The following is a 22108-nucleotide window of genomic DNA, read 5'->3' on the forward strand; positions in this document are numbered from 1 at the left end:
CGGCCTTCGGGTCAGTGGAAAAGCGGTCAAATCCGTCGACTTCGGTAATATCGATTAAAATAATGATGTGCTCAACTGGGGATTCCTGTTTTGGGCGCCCGAGATTACGAGAAAACCACTGACCCGAAGGCGACTTTTGCAGCCGAGCGCTTTGTTTGCTGACCCGAAGGGCGATTTTGCAGGCGATGCGGGGACGCGGGCGGGTTACGACTGCTGCCACGCGATTGCCGTATGCGGTGGGGGCCTCGAGCCCATCTTCGTGCTGCCGCGTGTGGGTTTCTCCATATCCGACAATCTTGTCCGGTCGTGCCGTTACACTCGTAGGGCAAGAAAAACGGCGAGAGGAACCACGCAGCATGGCGATTGAGCAGACGTCACTGTTTACCCAGAACCAGGCCCCGACCATAGACCTCGACGGGCTCAACCCCGCCCAGCGCGAGGCTGTTGAGTGCACGCGCGGCCCGCTGCTCGTGCTCGCCGGCGCGGGCTCGGGCAAGACGCGCGTGCTCACGGTGCGCATCGCCCACATGATCGCGGACGAGGGCGTTCGCCCCTGGCAGGTTCTGGCCATCACGTTCACCAACAAGGCCGCGGCCGAGATGCGCGAGCGCCTGGACGCGCTGCTCCCGGGCGGCACGCGCGGCATGTGGGTCTGCACCTTCCATGCCATGTGCGTGCGCATGCTGCGTGAGGACCCCGAGCTCGTGGGCTACCGCCCCAACTTCACCATCTACGATGACGATGACTCAAAGCGCCTGGTCAAGTCCATCATGGCGGACCTCGACATAGACCAGAAGCAGTTCCCGATGAACTCGATTCGCGCCAAGATCTCCTCGGCCAAGAACGCGCTCGTGGGCCCTGACGAGATGGCGAGCTCCTCCAACCCGGCCGACCGCGCGGCCGCGCGCGTCTACCGCGAGCTCGACGCCCGCCTCGCGCGCGCCAACGCGATGGACTTCGACGATCTCCTGGTCAAGACCTTCGAGCTGCTCTCCCGCCGTCCCGAGGTGCTCGCGCGCTACCAGGACCGCTTCCGCCAGATCAGCGTGGACGAGTACCAGGACACCAACCACGTCCAGTACGCGATCACCAACCTCCTTGCCGCCCGTCACCGCAACCTCATGGTCGTGGGTGACGACGACCAGTCCATCTACAGCTGGCGCGGCGCGGACATCCAGAACATCCTCGACTTCGAGAAGGACTACCCGGACGCCCACGTGGTGCGCCTCGAGCAGAACTACCGCTCCACGGGGCACATCCTGGCGGCGGCCAACGCCGTGGTGGCCAACAACTCGCGCCGCAAGCCCAAGCGCCTGTTCACGGACTCCGGCGACGGCGAGAAGATCCGCGTGTTCCAGGCCTCCGACGAGCGCGACGAGGGCCGCTGGATAGGCTCGGAGATCGAGAAGCTCCACGACGGCGGCACGAGCTACGACGACATGGCCGTCTTCTACCGCACCAACGCGCAGTCGCGCATCCTCGAGGACATGTTCCTGCGCGCAGGCGTGCCCTACAAGATCGTGGGCGGTACGCGCTTCTTCGACCGCGCCGAGGTGCGCGACGTCATGGCCTACCTCAAGGTCGTGGTGAACCCGGACGACGACGTGGCGGCCCTGCGCGTGGTCAACACGCCGCGCCGTGGCATCGGCACCACCTCCATCAACAAGATTCGCTCGCTCGCCGCGGACGAGGGGATTTCGTTCTTCGCCGCCTGCGAGATGGCCATTGCGGAGGAGGGCCTTCTGGGCGCGAAGGTGCGCTCGGCCCTCGCGGAGTTCACGGGCGCCATCGAGGCGGGCCGCCACTTCACGGGCGAGCTCGCGGACGTGGTGGAGGCCATCGTGGAGCGCTCGGGTCTCATCAGAGCGCTCGAGGCAGAGCACAGCGTGGAGGCGGACGGCCGCATCGAGAACATCAGGGAGTTCCTGGGCGTCGCCGCCGAGTTCGACGAGACGCACGACGCCGTGGAGACCCTCGAGAGCCTGGAGCAGCTCCGTGCCGCGGGCGCGATCGAGCCCGACGGCTCCGGGGAGACATCCCCGACGGGCTCCGCGCTCGCTTCGCTCGCTCGCCAAGGCGAGTCGCCCTCTGGGGACGTCTCCCCGGAGCCTGCCCCGTCTAGGCCCCCGGTCGCCTCGGAGAAGCTTCCCGCGCTCATGGAGTGGCTGGCCCTGCGCTCCGACCTCGACTCCCTCGCCGGGCAGACGCACGCCATCACGATGATGACCATACACTCGGCCAAGGGTCTCGAGTTCCCGGTGGTCTTCGTGGCCGGCATGGAGGAGGGCATCTTCCCGCACACCTCCTACGAGGGGGACCCTGCCGCGGTGGAGGAGGAGCGCCGCCTGGCCTACGTGGCCATCACGCGCGCCCGCAAGAAGCTCTACCTCACGCACGCGGCAACGCGGCGCACGTACGGGTCGGTGCAGGCCAACCCGCCGAGCCGCTTCCTGAACGAGATCCCCTCCACGGACGTGGAGCGCGTGGGCGTGGGCTCCTCCGGCTTCTCCGGCGTGGGCTGGGAGAAGCGCGGGGACCGTCACGGCACCTTCGGCAGCGGCCGCGGATCTGCGGTCTACGGCGGCAACGTCTTCGGCTCGCGCACGCGCTCCACGGGCGGAGCGCCCCGCGCGTCGGAGTTCAAGCCCTCGCGCGCGACCGCGCCCGCGCGCCCCGCGCCCGCCGCGTCCTTCTCGCCCGGCGACTCCGTCTCCCACAAGACCTTCGGCCCCGGCAAGGTGCTCGCCGTCACGGGGGACACCATCGAGGTCAAGTTCACGCGCACGGGCAAGACCAAGAAGCTCCTCAAGGGCTTTGCCCCGCTGGTCAAGATCGAGGGGTAGGCTGGTTGCAGAGATTTATGCGTTCGCATAAGTTTCAGGGGAGAGACCGTTGATTTATGCGTACGCATAAAACAGGTTCGATGTCGTGGGGAGGCGAGGATGGAGCATCTTCTGGGCATAGACGCGGGCGGCTGGCTCGACAAGTGCGTGACGCTGGCTGTTGCGGTGGTCGTTGCGGTGCTGATCGAGCGGGTGGTCCTGCGGCTCATGCACAAGCTGCTCGACGCCTCGAACCTCCCGAGCGCCTCGCTCTTCATCAACATCGCCCGCGCCATCATCTGGGTGCTGGCGCTGATGAGCGTCATGCGCCCGGTCTTTGGCGTGGACCCCGCGGGCTTCGTCGCCGCCCTCGGCGTGGTCTCCATCGCCGTCTCCCTGGGCATGCAGGACACGATCTCCAACATCATCGGCGGCATCAGCCTCATGCTGAGCAAGGCCGTCCAGCCCGGGGACTACATCTCGGTGGGTGACGTCACGGGCGAGGTCACGGACGTCACCTGGCGCAGCACCACCGTTCTCATGCGCGGCGGCGCCCAGGAGGTCATCCCCAACTCGGTGCTCTCCAAGACCGCCCTCACGCGCATCACGCCCTGGACCGCGGGCTACTGCGGCGTGGCAATCGCCGTGGTGCCGGGCGCGGACCTCACCGCCGTGGCGGACGAGTGCTGCCGCGTGGCGGCGCGCGAGCTCGCCGACCTGCTCGACCCCGCCTTCGAGACCGACGTCATCTTCACCGCGTTCACCGCCTACGGCACGCAGGGGGAGGTCCGCCTGCACGTCAAGTCCGACGTGGTCTTCTCCTCCGCGCAGGACCGCCTGGCGCGCGCCCTCTCCGGCATGCCCTGGCTCGCGAGCTGCGTGTAGGGCGCGGGGCCAGGGCGCCGGGCGAGAAGAGCCTCGCTACGCCTCCGTCACGTCCTCGATCTGGAAGATCGGCGTGGAGAGGCGCAGGTCTGCCGCGATCTCCTCCTCCGTGGGGGTGGGGAAGTCGTGCCAAGGGAGCTCCTCCTCAAGGCACTGGGAGAAGTCGTCGTCCAGGGCGAGCAGCGCGTCGAAGCGCTCGGAGAGCACCTCCTCGTAGCCGTCCACCAGCGTGATTCGATAGCGGCGCGTCTGCGCGTCCCTGTTTGCGAACGCGGCCGTGGCCTCGAGTCGGGCCTCGCCGAGCGCGTCCGCTGCGCAGGTGAAGCTGTTCACGTAGAGCGTGCGCTGCCACTCCTCGAAGGACTCCCGCGTCGCGGCGTGCGCGCGGAAGCTCTCGAGGTAGGCCTCGCGCGCGGCCTGGATCTGGGGCTGCAGCGCTTCGTACTCCGCATACGCCTCCTCGGTGAGGCGCTGCACGCGCTCGAGGTGCTCCTCGTCCGTCTCTCCCTCCCGCCAGGCATACTCGCCCGTGTTGCTCCACGGACGTGACTCCAGGTCCAGCCAGGCGCGGAGCAGCTGGAGGGTCTCGTCACTTGCCCAGAAGGCATCGCGGTTGTTGACCGTGAGGTAGGGCACGTTGCCGTTGACATCGAGACAGGGCGCGTCGCCCGATGCCGCCGGGTCGATGGTCACTGTCTCGGGGGCATCTCCCGGAGGCATCTCGTCGCCATAGTCTCCTGGCGCCTCCGTGTAGATCTCAACGACGGGATACTCGGTCGCCGGATTGTGGACTGAGGGGCGATCGATCGTCGCCACGGGACTGTCCGTCACCCGGTACGTCACCGACTCCACTCTGCTGCCGGTGACGCTGAGGTTGAGGGAGAGGCGGATGTAAGGCCCGTACGTGCCGTCGCAGGGCATGAGTCCCTCGGGCCCCGCGCTCACTGCCACGGCATTGCCCTCCTCCGCGGCCTGGGCGATGACGAGTCCAAAGGCGCCCTTGTCACCAGGGCCCAGGAGGACGGGCAGACCCAGGGCGAGCCCCGCCGCGACGGCGCATCCCGCCGCCCCCACGAGCACGGCCCGGCGCGTGACGGGTGCGCGCGCGACCGTCGTCTCCCGCTCGTGGCGCCGCAGCTCGTGCACGCGCTCGATCACGGCGTCGTCGAGCTCCTTGCCGGGCCGGACTCCCTCGTAGAGATGGCGCAGGTTCTTCTCCACAGGGCTCTTCTCGCTCATGACATGCCTCCCAGATAGACTCGCAGCTTGTTCGTGGCGCGCGAGAGTCGCGTGCGCACGGCGGACTCGGAGATGCCGCACGCTGCGGCGATGGCGTCGACGGGCAGCTGCTCCACATAGCGCAGGTGCACGACGGTGCGGTAGCGCTCGGGCAGGCGCTGGACGGCCGACCAGAGCTCGGCGGGGTCCCGGGCGCCCTCGTCCTTCTCGCCCTGCGCCACCTCGATGCCCAGCGCGTCGAAGGACTGCGCGTGCCGGCGCCACCACGAGCGCGCGAGGTCCCGACAGCGGTTGACCGTGGCGCGCAGCAGCCACGCGCGCAGGTGGTCGGCGTCGGCGAACTCTGTGTCGCTGCAGGCCAGCGCCACGAAGACGTCCTGGTAGACGTCCTCGGCGTCGGCGCGCGATCCGGTCTGCGCGAGTGCCAGGCGCAGCACGCTGGCGCCGTGGTCGCGCATCGTCCGCCGCAGGAACGCGTCGTCTCTCACCACCCGCTGGGGCATCGTGTCTCCTTCTCTCGGGGCCTCTGTCTATAACACGAGGCTGCGTCCCGTCTGTCCCAAAATAGTCGGGGCGCCCGACTCGCTACACTTGGGTGAATGAAGAACCGCCGAGAAGAACCTCTGCTCGTGAAGGAGCCCCATGGAGAAGATCGCCAGCTTCACCGTCAACCACCTTGCGCTCGAGCCGGGCGTCTACGTGTCCCGCGTGGACGCCGACCCGGCGACGGGCGCCGTGGTCACCACCTTTGACCTGCGCCTCACCGCGCCTAACCGCGAGCCCGTGATGGACACCGCGGCCGTCCACGCCATCGAGCACCTGGGCGCCACCTACCTGCGCAACAGCCCGGAGTGGCGAGACCGCGTGGTCTACTTTGGCCCGATGGGCTGCCGCACGGGCTTCTACCTCATCCTCTTTGGGTCACACACCTCCGCCGAGGTGGCACCGCTCGTGCGCGAGACCTTCGAGTTCGTGCGCGACTTCGAGGGCGAGATTCCCGGCGCGCGCCCGGAGGAGTGCGGCAACTGGCACGACGCCGACCTCGTGCAGGCCAAGTGGTGGGCCCGCCGCTACCTGGAGGGCACGCTCGAGCACATCGACGAGGCGCATCTCGTCTATCCTCAGGACTGAGATTTTGTGACCGACGTGCGACATGTGCGGCAGTACGACGTTTTTCCTGCCGATAGTGTCGCGTACTCGCACCTTTCCTGTTGGTGTGCGGAGAAGCGACACTTTCAGCGCGGAAAACGTCGGATAATTGCACCTTTTTTGGCTGAGGTGCGGCAGTCGGACGCTTTTGATACACAAGATGTCGCGCCCGCGCACCTGAGCGAGAGCGCGACAGCTTCGAAGTGAGGAGGCAGGCATGAAGATCGGAATCATCGGCGCCATGGACGTCGAGGTCGAGCACCTCAAGAACGAGCTCGCGGACGCTCGCGCGGAGCGCGTGGCCGGGCAGGACTACTGCTCGGGGCGCCTGGGCGAGAAGGACGTGGTTGTTGTCAAGTGCGGCGTGGGCAAGGTCAACGCCGGCATCTGCGCCCAGGTGCTGGCCGACCATTTTGGCTGCACGCACCTCATCAACACCGGCATCGCGGGCTCGCTCGACCCGGAGCGGCTGGACATCGGCGACCTCGTGGTGGCCACGGACTGCGTCCAGCACGACTTCACGGTGGAGGAGCTCGGCTACACGCCGGGCCTCATTCCCGGTCGGGAGCGCGTGGAGTTCGTTGCGGACGCGACCCTGCGCGAGGCGGCGCTCGCCGCCGCGGCGGAGGTGGCGCCCGAGGTGAGTGCGCTGCCCGGGCGCGTGGCGTCGGGCGACCAGTTCGTCTGCCTCGAGTCCACGCGCACGCGCATCGTGGGGCAGTTCGGCGCCCTGTGCTGCGAGATGGAGGGGGCGGCCATTGCCCAGGCGGCCGAGGCCAACGGCGTGCCCTTCGTCGTGGTGCGCGCCATATCGGACAAGCCCGGAACCGAGGGCCAGGCCATGGACTACGCCACCTTCGAGCGCGCCTCCGCCGAGCGCTGCGCGAAGATCGTCGAGCGCATGGTGGCCGCGCTGTAGGTGCGACAGCTCTAGGTGCGGCAGCTCGACGGAATGGCGCCGCGGAACGTCGCTTTCCCGCACCTCGTCGCGTGAGGTGCGAAAGCTCGACGGATTCGCGGCCAGAACCGTCGCGCCGCCGCACCCCAGTCGCAGGGGTGCGGTGGCGCGACGTTCTTCTTGCTAAGCATCTGCTGGGGAACGCCCCTACGGGAGCTCCCCAAGCGTCTGCTCTGCCAGCGTGAGCGCCGATTGGGCCCGCACCAACCGCTCCTCGTCCCAGTCGACGTTCTCCCAGGGGTCCCTCTCGTCGAGCTCGATCCAGGTTCCGCTGCGGTACCGCTCCTCGGCAGGTGCCTGGTCGAGTCCGTTGGTCAGGTACGCGCTGCGTGTCCAGGAATCTCCATCCTCGCCGGCGCTGTCGGCGACAAGAACCCACCAGGTCTCGTTTTCCTCCTGGAGCACCTCGACGGTGACGCCGCGCTCGAACAGGCCAAAGAGCCTCAGTTTCTCGAGCTGTGCGTCATCGAGCGGAACGCAGGTCATCGACGACATGACCTCCTCGTCGGGCTCGACGGTCTTGTCCTTTGGCTCGGAGTCTTCGACTCGATCGGTAACCTCGGCAGGCGTCTCCTCCTGAGTGGTCTCAGGTGCCGGCGCCGGTGCGTTGGCGGTGCATCCAGCAAGAAAGAGGCCCGTCACGATTGCACCAAGAATGGCGAGCTTGTGCCGTGCGTTTACCATGACGCCTCACGCTCCCGATAGTTCAGGATTACTGAACAGATTACCTTAGATAGTATATCTAACCATTCTTCGTTTGATTCCTCCTAACGTCGTTCTTATCCAAACGTTGCTCCGACAAGCGGTTCGGAGTACTCCACCCGGACGAGGGTCCCCACTTCCACCATCTCGCCCACAGGAACCGAGCACGAGACGACGAGCGGCCTGCTCCACCCGGTTTCCTCTGATGTCTTGTAGCCAATGACGTTTTCGGAGGGGGCCAGACCAACGTTAAGCAAGGTCGCAGACGCCTCGACGGGACCCATGCCCAAAATATTCGGCATCTCTACAGTGTTCGTGGCGGTGAGTCTCACCTCCTCATCAGGGGTGACCCATGCTCCGGGGGGCGGGGAGAGCTCCTTGACGATACGCGAGCTCCCAGTGGAGTCGTCCTCGTAGGATATCGAGACGTGCTTGATTCCCAGCTCCCTTAGGGCCTGCGTGATCTCAGCGATGGTTTGGCGATGTGTCACGTACTGTGGAATCTGGATCACGTCTGCCACTGTTATGCGCGCAGCAGCCACCCAGTGGCCCGAGGAATACTCCTCGTGCGTTACGCCTCCGGCATCCATCGCGCTGGCCACCGTACCGACGGGCAGTTCAAGAGCCTCTTGGGAGATGACGGTTCCGGGTGGCGAATCCTCGTCGGAGGCCGATGCTATCTGCGGGAGAAAGCCGGATTCGGCAAGTGTCCCCCAGGCGTCGTGAACGTTCATTCCAACGACTCGCGGCATATCGCCGTATGGGGTGGAGACGGTATCGTTCGCTCGCACCTCAGCATCTCCAGGCGCGAAATGGGCGACACCGAGAGCTATGACCGCAAACGATGCCACAATAGCCCCGCCGAGCAGGAATCCTCTGCGGCTCAGCTGCCTTTGTCTCGTTGCGGGCGGCTGCCTCTCGTTGGCGTCTTTCTCGACGGCGCCCTTCTTTGTGGCACTGATCCCAGGCTCATTGAGGGGGACCCCCTCCGAGACCGTCTGGTCGAGGAGTTCTACGAGCTCGTGATGCGAGTGCACCCCCAGCATTCGGTATCCGTTGGCGCGGGCGGCGCGAACGGTCCCGGGGGCGACGTGAAGCTCCTCGGCGATCTGCGCTGTCGAGAGCCCGGAGGCCACGAGCGCGAGGACATCCGCCTGCGTCCTGTTCAGCCCATGGTTGCGCAGCGCCTCGCCCCATTCAGGCCCATCGTCGTTCTTCTCGGCGTAGCGCTGGACAAGCTCGCGACCGCTGGTGGCACCGAGCTTCTGATAGGCGTTTCTGCGGAGGCTCCCGACGGTCGACGCGCCGACTCCCATCTCCGTTGCCGCCTCCGCGGCGGTCATTCCGGCAAGCGTCGAGCGGACGGCGTCCGTCTCGCGCGTGGTGAGGCCGTGCTCGAGAAAGTCCCTCTCCGCCCGCTCTGATGCCCTGGGTATCATGGCCGCACCTCCTGCTCAAGAGTCTACGGCGCCCGGCTGCGGGACATCGTGGCAAAGCGGTATGCACCCGGTTTGCCACGCCGCTCGGGTTGGCGCTCGTCGGCGAGCGGTGGGGGAGACGAGGCCTGGGCGGGACAGAGAGTGTGCGGCAGCTCGACGGAATGGCGCCGCGGAACGTCGCTTTCCCGCACCTCGTCGCGTGAGGTGCGAAAGTTCGACAGATTCGCGGCCAGAACCGTCGCGCCGCCGCACGCGTAAGTGGGGATTCCGGAAATCCCGACCTGCGCGTGGCAAACGTTGAACTATCGGACGCGTAGCTCCGGATTTGTCGCCAAAAGACGAGAAATCCCGAGCTACGCGCTCTTCTCGCCACGCGCAACTCGGGATTCGGAAAAAACGGACAAGCGCGTTCTGCCCGCGCCGCCGGATCGCCGCCGGACCGCCCCGGACCCGCCCCCAAGCGCCGCTAGATCCCCTGCACGCCCATGCCCACGAGCGTGGGGCCCGTGTGAACCAGCAGGTCGGCGGAGAGGCCGGTCGTCAGGACCTCCACCGCGTTGCCCACGCGCTCGCGCAGGCGCGGCACGAGCTCCTCGCGTAGCGCCGGGTCGTACGTGCACACCGCCAGGCGCACCTGCGGCCAGCGCGCCGCCTGCTCGGCCACGAGCGAGATCTGCGTGTCCAGCGCGCGCTGCCACCCGCGCGCCTTCTTTTCGATGACGTACTTGCCCTCGGGGCTGCAGGTGAGGACGGGCTTGATGTTGAGGACGGAGCCCACGCGGTAGACGGCCTCGCTGATGCGGCCGCCCTTGCGCAGGAAGTCCAGCTTCTGGACAGAGAAGAACACGCGCACCCGCTCGCTCACCGCGGTGAGCACGCTGCCCAGGCGCTCGAGCGGCATGCCCGCCTCGATCTGGCGCACGGCCTCCATCACCACGAAGCCGGCCGCGATGCCGATGCTCTTGGTGTCCACCATGACCACGGGGAAGTTCTCCATCTGGCGCGCCACCATGCCGATGGTCTCAAAGGTGGCGGAGAGCCCTGAGGAGATGGTCACCACCACGGCGCCGGTGTAGCCGTCGCGGCGCGCCTGCTCCAGCGTGTCGCGGATCTTCATGGGGGAGGGGAGCGACGTGGAGGGGATCTCCTCGGCAAAGCGCTCGACGACCTCCTCGGCCGTGATGTCCACGCCGTTCTCGTACGTCGAGCCGTCCGAGTAGTTGATGCGCAGCGGAATCACGCGCACGTCGTACTCGGCGGCAAAGGCCGCTGGCGTGTCGGTCCCGGAGTCGGTGATGACGGCGATGCGCTGCTCGTTCATGAGTCCCCCTCGTGACGTGACGCTGGGCGCCCCGGTCAGTATCATGGTGGGATGACTATAGCCCTTTCACATGGTTTTGAATACTAGGTAATCCGTTTCTGGAGATACTACGGAGGTGGGCGGCGTGGCCGAGAAGAACAGGGCGCTGGCGCCCGTGCGCGTCACGGACGGCCAGCGTCGCGAGCTCGCCGAGCGCATGCGCTCGGTGCACCTCTCGCGCATCCGCGAGATGCCCCGCATAGAGCTCTACCTGGACCAGCTCCTCACGCTGGTCTCGCAGGAGCTCGAGTTCATGGAGGTCCCCGGCGAGACCCTCGTCACGGGGTCGATGGTGAACAACTACGTCAAGCAGGGCGTGATTCCGGCGCCGCACAAGAAGCGCTACACCCGCCGGCACGTCGCGGCCCTGCTCTTCGTGTGCGCGCTCAAGCGCGTCTTCTCCATCGCGCAGGTCACCACGCTCGCCGCCATGATCTGGACCTCGGAGCTCGACCTCGAGTCCCTCTACGACCGCTCCTGCGAGGCGTTGGAGCGCGCCCTGGCCGCGCGCTTCTCGTACGCGGCGGGGGAGGGGGACGGCAAGGCCTCCCAGGATGACGACGCCCAGGGCGGGGACGCCGAGAAGGACCTCGCCCCGGCACCCGTTCCCGTGCTCGAGCTCCTCGACCGCTCGGGCGACCCGGCCGCCCCCGAGCTCGCGCGCGTGCTCCAGGCCGCGATCGACGCGCTCGCCGCGAAGGTTGCCGTGGAGCAGACGCTGCTCCTGGGCGAGAGGGGGATGTGAGCATGTCGCGCCCCGGGGCCATCTTCGAGGAGCCCGCGGTCGTCCGGCGCCTGGAGCGCAGGACCGCGCTCTCTGCCGTGACGGGCAACGGCACCGTTGCCGCGGCGGTGATGGTGGCGGCTGCCGTCCTCGCCCTCATCGTTGCCAACACGCCGCTCTACGAGGGCATCGAGTACCTGCTCGAGCTGCCGCTCGTGGTGGGCGTGGGCCGCCTCACGGTCTCGCTCACCGTGGAGCAGTTCGTGAACGACTTCCTCATGGCGGTCTTCTTCCTGCTCGTGGGCATCGAGCTCAAGTACGAGACCACGGTGGGCCAGCTGCGGCGCCCCCGCCAGGCCATGCTCCCCATGCTTGCGGCCGTGGGCGGCGTCTGCGTGCCCGCCCTCATCTACCTCGCGGTCAACCTCGCCGAGGGCGGCTCGCCCCGCGGCTGGGCGGTTCCCATCGCCACGGACATCGCCTTCGCGCTGGGCGTGGTGTCCCTCCTGGGAGACCGCATCTCGCCCGCGACCAAGGTGTTCTTCCAGACGCTCGCCATCGCGGACGACATCCTCGCCATCGTGGTGATCGCGCTCTTCTACGGCCAGGCGCCGGACCTCCCCTGGTGCGCGGCGTCGCTCGCGCTCGTGGGGGCCCTTCTCGCCCTCAACCGCGCCCGCGTGTACTCCGTGGCGCCGTATGTGGCGCTCGGGCTCGTGCTCTGGGCGTGCATGTTCAACTCGGGCATCCACGCCACGCTGGCCGGCGTCATCCTCGCCTTCGCGCTGCCCAGCCGCTCGGACGTGAGGCTCTCCGAGCTCGGCAGCTGGCTCGAGCACCGCGCCCACGACCTCGACGACACCTATGACGACGAGCACCACGTCCTCGGCCAGCATGACTTCACGGAACGCGCCTGGCGCACCGAGCGCGTGATGCACCACGTGACGCCGCCCCTCCAGCGCATGGAGCGTTACGTCTCGGTCTTCGTGAACTTCCTCGTGCTGCCGCTCTTTGCCTTCGTGAACGCGGAGCTTCACCTGGTGGGGGAGAACTTCGGCGCCCTCCTGGCGAGTCCCGTGGCGCACGGTGCCTTCCTCGGCGCCGTTCTGGGCAAGCCCGTGGGCATCATCCTCGTGACCTGGCTCCTCGTGCGGCTGGGCTTCGCCCGCCTGCCGCGCGGCATGGACTGGCCGCAGGTCGTGGCCGTGGGCATCATGGGCGGCGTGGGCTTCACGATGTCGATCCTCATCACCGGGCTCGCCTTCTCCTCCCCGGAGGAGGCGGTTGCGGCCAAGTGCGCGATTCTTCTGGGATCCGTCACCTCGGCGGTGCTGGGGGCGTTCTTCGCCTGCCTCGCCATCCGCGGCGGGGAGCGGCGCGGCGGCGCGGGGCGGCGCGAACTCCGCGGGGAGCGGCGCGCCGAGCGTCCTTCTCGGCCTCTGCGCGATTCTCGTCCGGGCCAAGGGGTATCCTAGGGTACGTGACCCGCGGGAGGCGCCGCGCAGCCCGCGAGCCCCGGCTGATTGGAGATTCGCATGAGTGGACTCAAGCGCCTGTGCATGGTGGTCTTCGTCCTTGCCTGCGCCTTCTCTCTGGCGTCCCTGGCGCTCACGTGGTTTGGCCCGTGGACCAAGGAGGCCTCGGTGCTCTTCAACCTGGAGCCCTACACCGTGGCGGTGCTGGCGAGCCTCGCGGTGAGCGCGCTGGGGTTGCTGGTGCTGCTGGGCCGGGCCCTCTTTGCGCGCCGCACGGTGCGCACGGTGGAGATCGCCACCGTTGACGGCGGCGTCATCTCCGTCACGCGCGACGCCATCGCCGCCCAGGCCTCGCACATCGTCGAGGCGGACGGCACCTGCACCGCCTCGCGCGTGCGCGTGGACGCCAAGGCGCGCGGGCACATTCGCGTGCACGTGCGCGTGCTCCCGCACGAGACCGTGGACGTGGTGGTCAAGGGCGCGGAGCTCCACGAGGAGCTCATCGACGGGCTTGCCGCCGTGTGCGGCGACAAGGTCGAGGACGTGAGCCTCGAGTTCGTGGAGCCCGAGTCCGTGACCCTTGCCGGCGGCGAGGACGAGGCCGAGGGTGGCGCCGCAGCCAAGGAGCCCGCGGTCAAGGAGGCCAAGGAGCCCGTCGCTCCCGCAAGGAAGCAGGACGCCACCACCAGCGAGATCACGGTCTCCATGAGCGCCCCGCGCGAGCCCGAGAAGGAGGCGTAGCCATGGCGGACGAGAAGAACCACAAGCCCAAGATCACCGTGGGGGAGAAGGACGCGGCCCCCGAGGCCGCCGACGTCTCGGACGCCCCGGAGAAGGCCCCGGCCGCGGGGGACGCCCGCTACACCGTGGGCGACGCCCTCCGCGACGGCGTGGGCCGCATCTCCGCCTGGGTGCGCCGCAGCTTCCCGGGGCAGGAGAAGGCCTTCTGGGGTGCCATCATCGGGCTCGTTGCCGCGATCGTGTTCCTGGCCGTGGGGCCGTGGCCGCTCGTGGTGATAGCCGTCTTCGTCTTTGTGGGCGTGGCCGCCGGCCAGGCGCTCGACGGTGATCCCAGGATCGTGAACACGCTGAGGCACCTCTTCAACAGGAACAGCCAGTAGGGTAGTCGACGTCCGCCGGGCGGCGCCCGGCAGCGAGGAGCGAGACATGAGCAACAGCGAGAGCACCGCGGCCGAGCAGGTCGTCACGAAGGACGAGATCGTTGCCGCGAGCGAGGAGGCGGACCTCGCGAGGGCGTCCGACGCCGGCACGGACATCGAGGCCCTGACGGACGACGAGGACTTCGACTCCGAGGACTCCCTCACCTTCTCCAATGGCGTGATCGAGAAGATCGTGGCCATCGCCATGCGCGAGGTCCCCGGTGTCGTGGGGATGAAGGGCAGCTGGTTCAACCGCGTCCAGGACGCCTTTGGAGCGAGCGACTCCACCAAGGGCGTGACCGTCGAGGTGACGCCCGAGAGCGCGGTGCGCGTGAACATCTCCGTGCTCATCGAGTACGGCGCCTACGCCCCGCAGGTCTTCGAGGACGTCAAGCGCGCCGTGGTGAAGCAGGTCACCGGCATGACGGGCCTCGAGGTCGCGGGCGTCAACCTGCGCATCGAGGACGTCCTCACGCCCGAGGAGATCGAGCAGCGCTCGCGCAGGGCCGCCCCCTCCAAGAGGGACGAGAAGGACGCCAAGGACGCCCCCGAGGACGACGAGTAGGTCCCCGGAAACTTAGATACGTAGCCCTGAAGCTTAGGAAGTCCGACGTCGGGGCCGCGGCGGCGCATGTCCGTCGCGGCCCCGCGCCGTGGAGCCAGGGCCTTTCCCGCCCGTTCTTATCGCCCAGGTGGGGCGGAACCGTTGGGCCTCTGCCGAGCCCCGCTCTTGCCGAACCTTGCGCCGCCGAGCTCTGCTCTCGCAATATTCCCTGGCGATTGGGTAGCACCTTTTATATAAATAGCGGGCGTAATCAAGAGTGTTGCCCAATCGCTCATGAGATCTGGCGAGAAGGACAAGCGGGGCATTAATTCGCGCACCTGATGGTCCCCGGTCCCGTTCCGGGCATCAAAGGTTCTGCCCAATCGCCTGGGATTATGGCAAAAACGGCTCGTCCGCCTAGCGCACCTCGTAGGTCGTGTCCCCGCCCGCGGCAAACGCGAGCAGCGCCTCCACGTTGCTGCGGACCATGCCCTCCACGTCCTCGGCGGTGTAGAACGCCATATGGGGCGTCACGATGACGTTGGGCAGGGCCATGAGGGCGGCGCGGTCCCGGTTGGGCAGGACGACGCGGCTTCGGTCCAGGTAGTAGAGGTTGGCCTCGTGCTCGATGGTGTCCAGCGCAGCGCCTCCCAGATGTCCGGACTCGAGCGCGTCGAGCAGCGCCCCCGTGTCCACGAGGCTGCCGCGCGCTGCGTTCACCAGGATGGCGCCCGGTTTCATGAGACCAAGCTCCGCCGCGCCGATCATGTGGTGGTTCTCGGGCAGGCCCGGCGCGTGGAGCGTCACCACGTCTGACGCGGCGAGGAGCTCCGGCAGGGCCACGTACTCGACGAGCCCGGCGAGCTCGTTCTTCTCGACGGGGTCGAACGCGAGCACGCGGCAGCCAAAGCCCTGGAGCTCCCGTGTCACGCAGGCGCCGATGGCGCCCGTGCCCACCACGCCCACCGTGCAGCTTCCGAGCGAGCGGCCGATCTTGCCCTCGAGGGTGAAGTCCTGAGCCGCCGCGTGGCGCTGGACGAGCTTGATCTTTCGCAGGGCCATGAGCATCAGCATGATCGTGTAGTCGGCAACTCCCTCGGGGGGATATGCCGCGTGCGCCACGCGGATGCCCAGCTCGCGGGCATGGGCCACATCGATGTGGTCGTAGCCGATCGAGCGCGTGGCGATGCCGCGAATCCCCAGCTCGTGGTAGCGGTCCAGCAGCGGGGCCGTCATGGGGTTGGTGATGATGCAGAGCGCGTCCGCCCCGGCGGCGAGCCCGGCGTTCTCGAGCGTGGGGTAGTCGGGCGTCCAGTCGTACTCGAAGCCGAGCTCCCGGCTCAGGGCGTCGAGGTACCCCAGCTCGTCGTACGGCCGCAGCGAATAGGCAAAGATCTTCACGGGACGCCCCTTTCCTTCGGTCTGTAAATTGGGGACTGTCCCCAATTTACACCCTTGCTAGAATCGACGTGACTTCGACGTGAGGGGGAGCCATGCGTGACAGCGTGAGCATTGCGGCCGTCGAGGCCGCCGCAAGGAGCAACAACCAGCCCGGCCCGGACCACATGAACTGCGGCGAGTCCGTCATCGCGGCACTCTGGGACGCCTTCGAGCCGGACTTCCCGCGCTCCGTGGTGGCCGTGGGTGCCGGCATGGGCGCGGGCATCGGCGGCTCGGGCTGCATCTGCGGCGCGCTCGCCGGGGGCGTTGCGTTTCTCGGCCTCATGACGGGGACCAAGGAGCGCACCAAGCCACTTGCCGCCGAGCTGCACGACGCGTTCTGCGCGGGCACGGGGCACCGCACGCCCTGCTGCCGCGTGCTCACGCGCGGCATGGAGTGGGGGAGCGCCGAGCGCGTGGCCAGCTGCCAGGACCACTGCGCGCTCGCGGCGGGCGTCGCGGCGCGGATCCTCTGCCGCGAGCTCGAGGTGCGGGCGGAGGCGTAGGGCGCCGGGTTCTGCCTGGCATCTGCCTCGCGGCGCTCATCGCGCTTATCCGACCACTTCTCGTCCGATTTGGCCCTCTGCTGTGGTCGTCTGAGCGCGATGAATGAGGGCGAGGCGCCTAGCAGCGAGAAGAACGGGGGGCACGTGACCGGGAGGACGCACGTCATTGTGGGCGCGGCGGCGGGAGTCGCCGCGGCGTCGGCGCTCGGAGGACCTGTCGCGGTGACGGAGCTCGCAGCGGCCGCGGCGGGCGGGGCGCTCGGAGGAACGCTTCCCGACCTCGACGTTCGCGACAGCGCGCATCCGCTGCGTGACCGGCTCGCGCGCGTGGCGGCCGTGGCGCTGCTTGTCCTTGCCATCTGCTTGGACGCGACTGCGGGCTGGCCGCTCGCACGGCGCGCCGCGCAGGCCGGGCTCGAGTCCATCGCGCTCGGGGCTGTGGCCTTTGCCGCGCTCTGCTGCGCGGCGCGGCTCTCAGCCCACCGGTCCTTCTCGCACTCGCTTCTGGCGCTCGTGGGATTTGCCGCCGCGACCCGCCTAGCCTGCCCTCCGCTCGCCCCGGCGCTCGCGGCCGGCCTTGCCTCCCACCTTGTCCTCGACCTCTTCAACCACCGGCCGATTCGGCTGCTCTGGCCCGTTCGGCACGGCTTTTGCCTGGGGCTCTGCAAGACCGACGGCATCGTCGACGCGTGCTGCACCGCGGCGGGGCTCGTCGTGGTGGCTGGCGCTGCCCTTCTCGCGCTCTGACGCCCTTTCGTGTCGCCGCCCCTTCCGCCCGCGTCCTCCATTTGCGTTCATCGCGTCCAGACGACCACAACGGAGGGCCAAATCGGACGATAAGCGGTCGGATGAGCGCGATGAACGAGGGGGCGGGATGACGAGAAGAGCCCCCGCGCCCGTCCCTCTTGCCTGCGTGCGTGCTACACTACCTAACGACAACGGGGGGCTGGCGCACGCCGGCTGAGATTGGGCCCAGGAGAGCGGACGCGCGTCCGAGGGCGGCCCTGACCCAGGAACCTGATCCGGGTAATGCCGGCGTAGGGAAGAGCTTCGCGCGCAACGAGGCACCTACGAGAGACGGGGTGCCTCGAGCACCCGGAAGGGAGGGCGCGTGAACTGCTCGATCGCAATCCAGTTCCTGCCCATGGACGCCACGACCGACGATGCCACCTGCGACGCCGTTGACGCGGTGATCGCCTACATCGACTCCACGGGCGTGGACTACTTCGTGGGGCCGTTCGAGACGGCCATCGAGGGCGACTACGAGACCTGCATGGAGATCCTCAAGAACTGCCAGCTCGTGGGTGCCAAGGCGGGGTGCAAGCACATGATGACCTACGCCAAGATCAACTTCCGCCCCGAGGGCGACGTCATGTCCACGGAGCACAAGGTTGGCAAGTACCACCCCGGCGACCCCGAGTTCGCCGAGAAGTCCGCGGCTGCGGCGGCCTAGCGTGTCCGCCCGCCCCGAGCCCAGCCGCGCGCGGCGCGTCATCACGCCGCTCGTGACCATTGCGGCGCTGCTCGCCCTGTGGCAGGCCGTGGTGACGGTGGGCATCGTGCCCAATTTCCTGCTGCCGACGCCGGTGCAGGTGGTCGAGGCGCTGGCGCAGGACGCCGCCCTTCTTGCCGGCCACTGCGTGACCACGCTCGCCGAGGCCGCCGCCGGCCTTGCGGCGGGCGTTGCCCTGGGCTTTGCCTTTGCGGTGCTCATGGGCCGCTTCGAGAGCTTCTACCTGGCCTTCGAGCCCATCATGACCATCTCGCAGACCATCCCCACGGTGGCGATAGCACCGCTTCTGGTGCTGTGGCTCGGCTACGGCGCGCTGCCCAAGGTCGTGCTCGTGATCGTCTCGACGTTCTTTCCCATCACGGTCTCGCTGGTGGCGGGCTTCCGCTCGGTGGACCGCGACGTCATCGACCTCATGCGCACGATGAACGCCTCGCGCTGGCAGATCTTCTGGTACGCCAAGCTGCCCGCCGCCGCGGACCAGTTCTTCAGCGGCCTCAAGATCTCCGCCACCTACGCCATCGTGGGCGCCGTCATCGCCGAGTGGCTGGGCGGCAACGAGGGCCTGGGCGTCTACATGACGCGCGTCCGCAAGTCCTTCTCGTACGACCGCATGTTTGCCGCGATCATCGTCATCTCCGCGCTCTCGCTGGGCCTCATGAAGCTCGTGGAGCTCGCCCAGCGCCTGTGCATGCCCTGGAAGTGGGCAGAAAGGAACAGCAATGAGCGATAAGAACCTCTCGCAGAGTCTCTTCAAGAACCTCAGCCGCCGTCAGTTTGTCGCCGCCTCCGGTGCCGTCGCGGCCACCGCGGCGCTCGCCGCGTGCAACAACAGCTCCGGGACCGTCGAGGGCCCGGACGGCACGGCCTCCTCGAGTGACAACGCCGGCGACGCCGACAAGACCAAGATCTCCTTTGTCCTGGACTACACGCCCAACACCAACCACACGGGCATCTACGTGGCGCTGGCCAACGGCTACTTTGCCGACGAGGGCCTCGAGGTCGAGATCGTCCAGCCGCCCGCGGACGGCGCGGACGCCCTCATCGGTGCCGGCGGCGCTCAGATGGGCGTCTCCTACCAGGACTACATCGCCAACAACCTGGCCTCCGACCAGCCGATGCCCTACTCCGCCGTGGCCGCCGTCATCCAGCACAACACCTCCGGCATCATGAGCCGCGAGGAGGACGGCATCACGCACCCCGCCGCCATGGAGGGCCACACCTACGCCACCTGGAACATGCCCGTCGAGCAGGCCACGGTCGCCCGCGTGATGGAGGCCGACGGCGGAGACTTCTCCAAGGTCGAGCTCGTGCCCTACGAGGTGGACGACGAGGTCTCCGGCCTGCGCGCCAACATGTTCGACACCGTGTGGGTCTACGAGGCCTGGGCCGTGCAGAACGCCGTTGTCCAGGACTTCCCGTACAACTACTTCAGCTTCATCTCGGTGGACCCGGTCTTCGACTACTACACCCCGGTCATCGCCGCCAACGACGACTTCGCGGCCGAGAACCCCGACGCCGTGAAGGCCTTCCTGCGCGCGGTCAAGAAGGGCTACGAGTACGCCGTGGAGAACCCCGACGCCGCCGCGGACATCCTCTGCGAGCAGGTGCCCGAGCTCGACGCCGACCTCGTCCACCAGAGCCAGACCTTCCTGGCCGACCAGTACACCGCCGACGCCGAGAGCTGGGGCGTCATCGACCCCGAGCGCTGGGCCGCCTTCTACCAGTGGCTCAACGACAACGACCTCGTGGCCAACAAGCTCGATGTCAACGCGGGCTACGACCTCTCCTTCCTGGAGTAGCCCATGGCACAGGCTGGCGAGAAGAACGTGGCGCCCGCGCTCGAGGCGCGCGACCTCACGCTGTCCTGGGACGGGGAGCACCTCGTCGTCCAGGGCGTTGACGTGACCGTCGCGCCCGGCGAGGTCTGCTGCCTCGTGGGACGTTCCGGCTGCGGCAAGACCACGATCCTGCACGCGCTCGCCGGCCTCACGACCCCCATGGCCGGTCGCGTCCTCCTGCACGGGGAGGACGTGACCGGCAGGCCGGGCCGCGTGAGCTACATGCTCCAGAAGGACCTCTTGCTGCCGAGCCGCCGCATCATCGACAACGTGTGCCTGCCGCTCGTGCTCGCGGGCACGAAGAAGGCCGAGGCGCGCGCCAAGGCGGCGCCCTTCTTCGAGCGCTTTGGCCTCGCGGGCTCGGAACTCAAGTGGCCGAGCGAGCTCTCCGGCGGCATGCGCCAGCGCGCGGCCTTCCTGCGCACCTACCTCATGGGCGCGGACGTGACGCTGCTGGACGAGCCCTTCTCGGCGCTCGACGCCCTCACGCGCACGGAGGTACGCCAGTGGTTCGTGGGCGTGGCGAAGGAGCTCGGGCTCTCAGCGCTGGTGATCACGCACGACGTGGACGAGGCCGTCTCCATGGCGAGCCGCATCTACGTGCTCGCGGGGGTGCCCGCCGTGGGCGAGCCGAGCCACGTCATCGGCGAGGTGGCGGTGACGCGCCCCGCGGGCGAGCGGAGCTTCGAGCTCACCGACGAGTACCTCGCCGCCAAGCGCCAGGTCATGGCACTGCTGGGGTAGGCTGCCGGCGTTGGGCGGGCGCCCGCCGTGTCCGCGCCTCTGGACCGTCGTGGATTTCTTGACCAGGGCACGCTTCTCGAGAAGCGCGTTGCAGGAGTTGCGGTCGGGGCACGGGGCGTGGCGCGAGGAAGTCGTCCGGATGCGCTGCGGCGGGCCCGCGACAGGCAAAGTGTTGCGACAATTGGAAGCTGGGCACGTCCCGCACCCCTCGCGCGCGGCTACGGAACGCAGGCGTGGTGCCCCGAGTCCGATTTCCTCAACGCGTCTCCGAGAATCCGTGCCCTGGCCCCGTTTTTCTCGACGTCGCCACGTCCTCCCCCGTCTCCGCCTGCGCGCCGCAGTGACCGTAAGCTCTTCGTAAGCCTGGCCCCCGCAGGTGGGGGAGGGCCCTTCTGTCGACGTATCGTTGTGCCATAGATACGTTCGAAGGGGGTTAGGTGGGCTCGAGAGCCAAGACGTTGGTGGCGGGCGTGGTCCTCATCCTGGCAGCGATAGTGGTCGCGGGTGGCATTGCGCTCGGCCCGGGGCTGCTCGCCGGGAGCGAGCCGGCAGACAACGAGTCCGCCGACCAGTCTCAGGAGCTCACAACGGTTCACGGGGTCATCGGCTCGGAGAAGGAGTCGCTCTTCGCCGACCCCGAGGCCAAGGAGATCTTCGCGCGCTACGGCCTCGACGTCCAGGTCACGACGTCGGGCTCCTGGGCCATGGCGGAGCGTGCGGGAATCGAGCAGGAGGACTTCGCCTCGCCTTCGTCCGAGGTGGCCGCCGCGCACCTCACGGACGTCCACGGCGACGCCGTCCTCTCCACCACGCGCCCCTTTTACTCGCCGCTCGCTATTGCCACCGGCAGCACCGTCCTCGACGTGCTCGCGGCCAACGGCCTCGCCGAGCAGCGCGACGGCGTCTGGTACCTCGACATGGCTGCCTACCTCGACGCTGTCGCGAACGGCCGACGTTGGACGGACCTCGCGGGCTCGGAGGCCTACCCCTCCAGCAGAAACGTCATGATTACCTCGACCGACGTGCGCTCCTCCAACTCCGCGCTCATGTACCTCAGCCTCGCGAGCTACGTCCTCAACGGCAACGCCGTGGTCACGAGCGAGGACGCCGCCCGCGAGCAGGCCATGGCCTCGCTCGCTCGCCTCTTCCTCGACCAGGGCTACTCGCAGTCGTCTTCCGCGGGGCCGTGGGAGTCCTTCCTCTCCAAGGGCCCCATGAACCAGCCGCTCACCCTCATCTACGAGAGCCAGTACCTCGAGGCCCAGATGAACGAGCCCACGCGCGTGACCGACGAGATGCGCATCTGCTACCCCGACCCCACGATCTTCTCGGACCACGTGGTCGTGGCCTTCTCGGAGGCAGGCCAGCGGGTCCAGGACGTGCTGGACAACGACCCTGACATGGCGCGCGTCATCGCTCGGCACGGCTTTCGGGTGAACGGCGCCAACTCCGGGGCCTTCTCGGAACAGATCAGCCAGGCCGGGCTCACGGGCTACGCCGCCGACGGTACCTTCATCGACGCCGCCCAGGCTCCCAGCTACGAGGTGGCGGACGCCATGCTCCAGACCATCGAGGCGCTCTACTAGGCGCCGGGGAGGAGAGGAACCGTG

General features: G+C 68.1%; 22 protein-coding genes. 16 read left to right on the forward strand and 6 right to left on the reverse strand.

What is annotated here, in order from left to right:
- Window positions 1–356 precede the first annotated feature (356 nt).
- Both B5F79_RS02310 and B5F79_RS02315 read left to right on the forward strand, forming a co-directional pair.
- Window positions 357–2843, forward strand: coding sequence for an ATP-dependent helicase (locus B5F79_RS02310; RefSeq protein WP_087217287.1), 2487 nt, complete (start codon window positions 357–359; stop codon window positions 2841–2843).
- Window positions 2844–2942: 99 nt separating this feature from the next.
- Entirely contained in the window at window positions 2943–3707 is a 765-nt protein-coding gene (locus tag B5F79_RS02315) for a mechanosensitive ion channel family protein (protein WP_087217288.1), read from the forward strand.
- 36 nt (window positions 3708–3743) lie between these two features.
- On the opposite strand, the gene B5F79_RS02320 is transcribed toward B5F79_RS02315, so the two are convergent.
- Together B5F79_RS02320 and B5F79_RS02325 are read right to left on the reverse strand one after the other, a co-directional pair.
- Window positions 3744–4946 (reverse strand): hypothetical protein, encoded by a 1203-nt coding sequence (locus B5F79_RS02320; protein ID WP_087217289.1) that lies wholly within the window; start codon window positions 4944–4946, stop codon window positions 3744–3746.
- Entirely contained in the window at window positions 4943–5449 is a 507-nt protein-coding gene (locus B5F79_RS02325) for an RNA polymerase sigma factor (RefSeq protein ID WP_087217290.1), read from the reverse strand. Before B5F79_RS02325 ends, B5F79_RS02320 begins: the two co-directional genes overlap by 4 nt.
- A 139-nt stretch (window positions 5450–5588) precedes the next feature.
- On the opposite strand from B5F79_RS02325, the gene B5F79_RS02330 reads away from it, so the two are divergent.
- Both B5F79_RS02330 and B5F79_RS02335 read left to right on the forward strand, forming a co-directional pair.
- Window positions 5589–6077, forward strand: coding sequence for an S-ribosylhomocysteine lyase (locus B5F79_RS02330; RefSeq protein ID WP_087217291.1), 489 nt, complete (start codon window positions 5589–5591; stop codon window positions 6075–6077).
- A gap of 235 nt (window positions 6078–6312) precedes the next feature.
- The gene (locus B5F79_RS02335; RefSeq protein ID WP_087217292.1) at window positions 6313–7014 is read left to right on the forward strand and encodes a 5'-methylthioadenosine/adenosylhomocysteine nucleosidase; all 702 of its coding nucleotides are present in this window, start codon (window positions 6313–6315) and stop codon (window positions 7012–7014) included.
- 186 nt (window positions 7015–7200) lie between these two features.
- Here B5F79_RS02335 and B5F79_RS02340 read toward each other — a convergent pair whose 3' ends face one another.
- The 3 genes from B5F79_RS02340 to B5F79_RS02350 form a co-directional block, all read right to left on the reverse strand.
- Window positions 7201–7737, reverse strand: a complete 537-nt coding sequence (locus B5F79_RS02340) for a hypothetical protein (protein WP_087217293.1) — start codon at window positions 7735–7737, stop codon at window positions 7201–7203.
- 95 nt (window positions 7738–7832) lie between these two features.
- A complete protein-coding gene (locus B5F79_RS02345; RefSeq protein WP_087217294.1) occupies window positions 7833–9194 on the reverse strand; it encodes a PASTA domain-containing protein in 1362 nt (453 codons plus the stop codon).
- 466 nt (window positions 9195–9660) lie between these two features.
- On the reverse strand, window positions 9661–10515 hold the full coding sequence (locus B5F79_RS02350) for a DegV family protein (RefSeq protein WP_087217295.1): 855 nt from the start codon (window positions 10513–10515) through the stop codon (window positions 9661–9663).
- A gap of 124 nt (window positions 10516–10639) precedes the next feature.
- Here B5F79_RS02350 and B5F79_RS02355 point away from each other — a divergent pair, with 124 nt between their 5' ends.
- Genes B5F79_RS02355 through B5F79_RS02375 form a run of 5 tightly spaced genes read left to right on the forward strand, consistent with a single transcriptional unit; the run spans window position 10640 to window position 14478 of the window.
- Window positions 10640–11299, forward strand: a complete 660-nt coding sequence (locus B5F79_RS02355; RefSeq protein WP_143786216.1) for a DUF1836 domain-containing protein — start codon at window positions 10640–10642, stop codon at window positions 11297–11299.
- A 2-nt stretch (window positions 11300–11301) separates the two neighbouring features.
- The gene (gene nhaA / locus B5F79_RS02360) at window positions 11302–12753 is read left to right on the forward strand and encodes a Na+/H+ antiporter NhaA (RefSeq protein WP_087217297.1); all 1452 of its coding nucleotides are present in this window, start codon (window positions 11302–11304) and stop codon (window positions 12751–12753) included.
- A 60-nt stretch (window positions 12754–12813) separates the two neighbouring features.
- The gene (amaP, locus tag B5F79_RS02365; RefSeq protein WP_087217298.1) at window positions 12814–13494 is read left to right on the forward strand and encodes an alkaline shock response membrane anchor protein AmaP; all 681 of its coding nucleotides are present in this window, start codon (window positions 12814–12816) and stop codon (window positions 13492–13494) included.
- 2 nt (window positions 13495–13496) lie between these two features.
- Window positions 13497–13874, forward strand: a complete 378-nt coding sequence (locus B5F79_RS02370) for a DUF2273 domain-containing protein (RefSeq protein WP_087217299.1) — start codon at window positions 13497–13499, stop codon at window positions 13872–13874.
- A gap of 46 nt (window positions 13875–13920) precedes the next feature.
- The gene (locus B5F79_RS02375; protein ID WP_087217300.1) at window positions 13921–14478 is read left to right on the forward strand and encodes an Asp23/Gls24 family envelope stress response protein; all 558 of its coding nucleotides are present in this window, start codon (window positions 13921–13923) and stop codon (window positions 14476–14478) included.
- A 396-nt stretch (window positions 14479–14874) separates the two neighbouring features.
- Here B5F79_RS02375 and B5F79_RS02380 read toward each other — a convergent pair whose 3' ends face one another.
- Entirely contained in the window at window positions 14875–15858 is a 984-nt protein-coding gene (locus B5F79_RS02380; protein WP_087217301.1) for an NAD(P)-dependent oxidoreductase, read from the reverse strand.
- Window positions 15859–15950: 92 nt separating this feature from the next.
- Here B5F79_RS02380 and B5F79_RS02385 point away from each other — a divergent pair, with 92 nt between their 5' ends.
- From B5F79_RS02385 to B5F79_RS02415, 7 genes are all read left to right on the forward strand, one after another.
- Complete coding sequence (locus B5F79_RS02385) at window positions 15951–16403, forward strand: C-GCAxxG-C-C family (seleno)protein (protein ID WP_087217302.1); 453 nt, start codon at window positions 15951–15953, stop codon at window positions 16401–16403.
- 144 nt (window positions 16404–16547) lie between these two features.
- On the forward strand, window positions 16548–17150 hold the full coding sequence (locus B5F79_RS02390) for a metal-dependent hydrolase (RefSeq protein WP_158094820.1): 603 nt from the start codon (window positions 16548–16550) through the stop codon (window positions 17148–17150).
- A gap of 364 nt (window positions 17151–17514) precedes the next feature.
- Window positions 17515–17856: a thiamine-binding protein gene (locus B5F79_RS02395; protein WP_087217304.1), complete on the forward strand. Its 342-nt coding sequence runs from the start codon at window positions 17515–17517 to the stop codon at window positions 17854–17856.
- Window position 17857: 1 nt separating this feature from the next.
- Window positions 17858–18646, forward strand: coding sequence for an ABC transporter permease (locus B5F79_RS02400; protein WP_241147233.1), 789 nt, complete (start codon window positions 17858–17860; stop codon window positions 18644–18646).
- Window positions 18636–19715 (forward strand): ABC transporter substrate-binding protein, encoded by a 1080-nt coding sequence (locus B5F79_RS02405; RefSeq protein ID WP_087217305.1) that lies wholly within the window; start codon window positions 18636–18638, stop codon window positions 19713–19715. Before B5F79_RS02400 ends, B5F79_RS02405 begins: the two co-directional genes overlap by 11 nt.
- Window positions 19716–19718: 3 nt before the next feature.
- Window positions 19719–20498 carry an ABC transporter ATP-binding protein gene (locus tag B5F79_RS02410; RefSeq protein ID WP_087217306.1) on the forward strand — a complete coding sequence of 260 codons (780 nt, stop codon included), beginning with the start codon at window positions 19719–19721 and terminating at the stop codon, window positions 20496–20498.
- 437 nt (window positions 20499–20935) lie between these two features.
- Entirely contained in the window at window positions 20936–22084 is a 1149-nt protein-coding gene (locus B5F79_RS02415) for a hypothetical protein (protein ID WP_087217307.1), read from the forward strand.
- Window positions 22085–22108 lie beyond the last annotated feature (24 nt).

Source organism: Olsenella sp. An285, assembly GCF_002159625.1.
Classification (GTDB): domain Bacteria; phylum Actinomycetota; class Coriobacteriia; order Coriobacteriales; family Atopobiaceae; genus Thermophilibacter; species Thermophilibacter avicola.

What these genes read in the sequence shown, in the direction of transcription:
- B5F79_RS02345 (WP_087217294.1), bottom strand. Translation starts at nt 9,194, where the DNA reads ATGATACCCAGGGCATCAGAGCGGGCGGAGAGGGACTTTCTCGAGCAC.
- B5F79_RS02405 (WP_087217305.1), top strand. Translation starts at nt 18,636, where the DNA reads ATGAGCGATAAGAACCTCTCGCAGAGTCTCTTCAAGAACCTCAGCCGC.
- B5F79_RS02340 (WP_087217293.1), bottom strand. Translation starts at nt 7,737, where the DNA reads ATGGTAAACGCACGGCACAAGCTCGCCATTCTTGGTGCAATCGTGACG.
- B5F79_RS02335 (WP_087217292.1), top strand. Translation starts at nt 6,313, where the DNA reads ATGAAGATCGGAATCATCGGCGCCATGGACGTCGAGGTCGAGCACCTC.
- amaP (WP_087217298.1), top strand. Translation starts at nt 12,814, where the DNA reads ATGAGTGGACTCAAGCGCCTGTGCATGGTGGTCTTCGTCCTTGCCTGC.
- B5F79_RS02410 (WP_087217306.1), top strand. Translation starts at nt 19,719, where the DNA reads ATGGCACAGGCTGGCGAGAAGAACGTGGCGCCCGCGCTCGAGGCGCGC.
- B5F79_RS02330 (WP_087217291.1), top strand. Translation starts at nt 5,589, where the DNA reads ATGGAGAAGATCGCCAGCTTCACCGTCAACCACCTTGCGCTCGAGCCG.
- B5F79_RS02310 (WP_087217287.1), top strand. Translation starts at nt 357, where the DNA reads ATGGCGATTGAGCAGACGTCACTGTTTACCCAGAACCAGGCCCCGACC.
- nhaA (WP_087217297.1), top strand. Translation starts at nt 11,302, where the DNA reads ATGTCGCGCCCCGGGGCCATCTTCGAGGAGCCCGCGGTCGTCCGGCGC.
- B5F79_RS02320 (WP_087217289.1), bottom strand. Translation starts at nt 4,946, where the DNA reads ATGAGCGAGAAGAGCCCTGTGGAGAAGAACCTGCGCCATCTCTACGAG.
- B5F79_RS02350 (WP_087217295.1), bottom strand. Translation starts at nt 10,515, where the DNA reads ATGAACGAGCAGCGCATCGCCGTCATCACCGACTCCGGGACCGACACG.
- B5F79_RS02315 (WP_087217288.1), top strand. Translation starts at nt 2,943, where the DNA reads ATGGAGCATCTTCTGGGCATAGACGCGGGCGGCTGGCTCGACAAGTGC.
- B5F79_RS02385 (WP_087217302.1), top strand. Translation starts at nt 15,951, where the DNA reads ATGCGTGACAGCGTGAGCATTGCGGCCGTCGAGGCCGCCGCAAGGAGC.
- B5F79_RS02375 (WP_087217300.1), top strand. Translation starts at nt 13,921, where the DNA reads ATGAGCAACAGCGAGAGCACCGCGGCCGAGCAGGTCGTCACGAAGGAC.
- B5F79_RS02325 (WP_087217290.1), bottom strand. Translation starts at nt 5,449, where the DNA reads ATGCCCCAGCGGGTGGTGAGAGACGACGCGTTCCTGCGGCGGACGATG.
- B5F79_RS02370 (WP_087217299.1), top strand. Translation starts at nt 13,497, where the DNA reads ATGGCGGACGAGAAGAACCACAAGCCCAAGATCACCGTGGGGGAGAAG.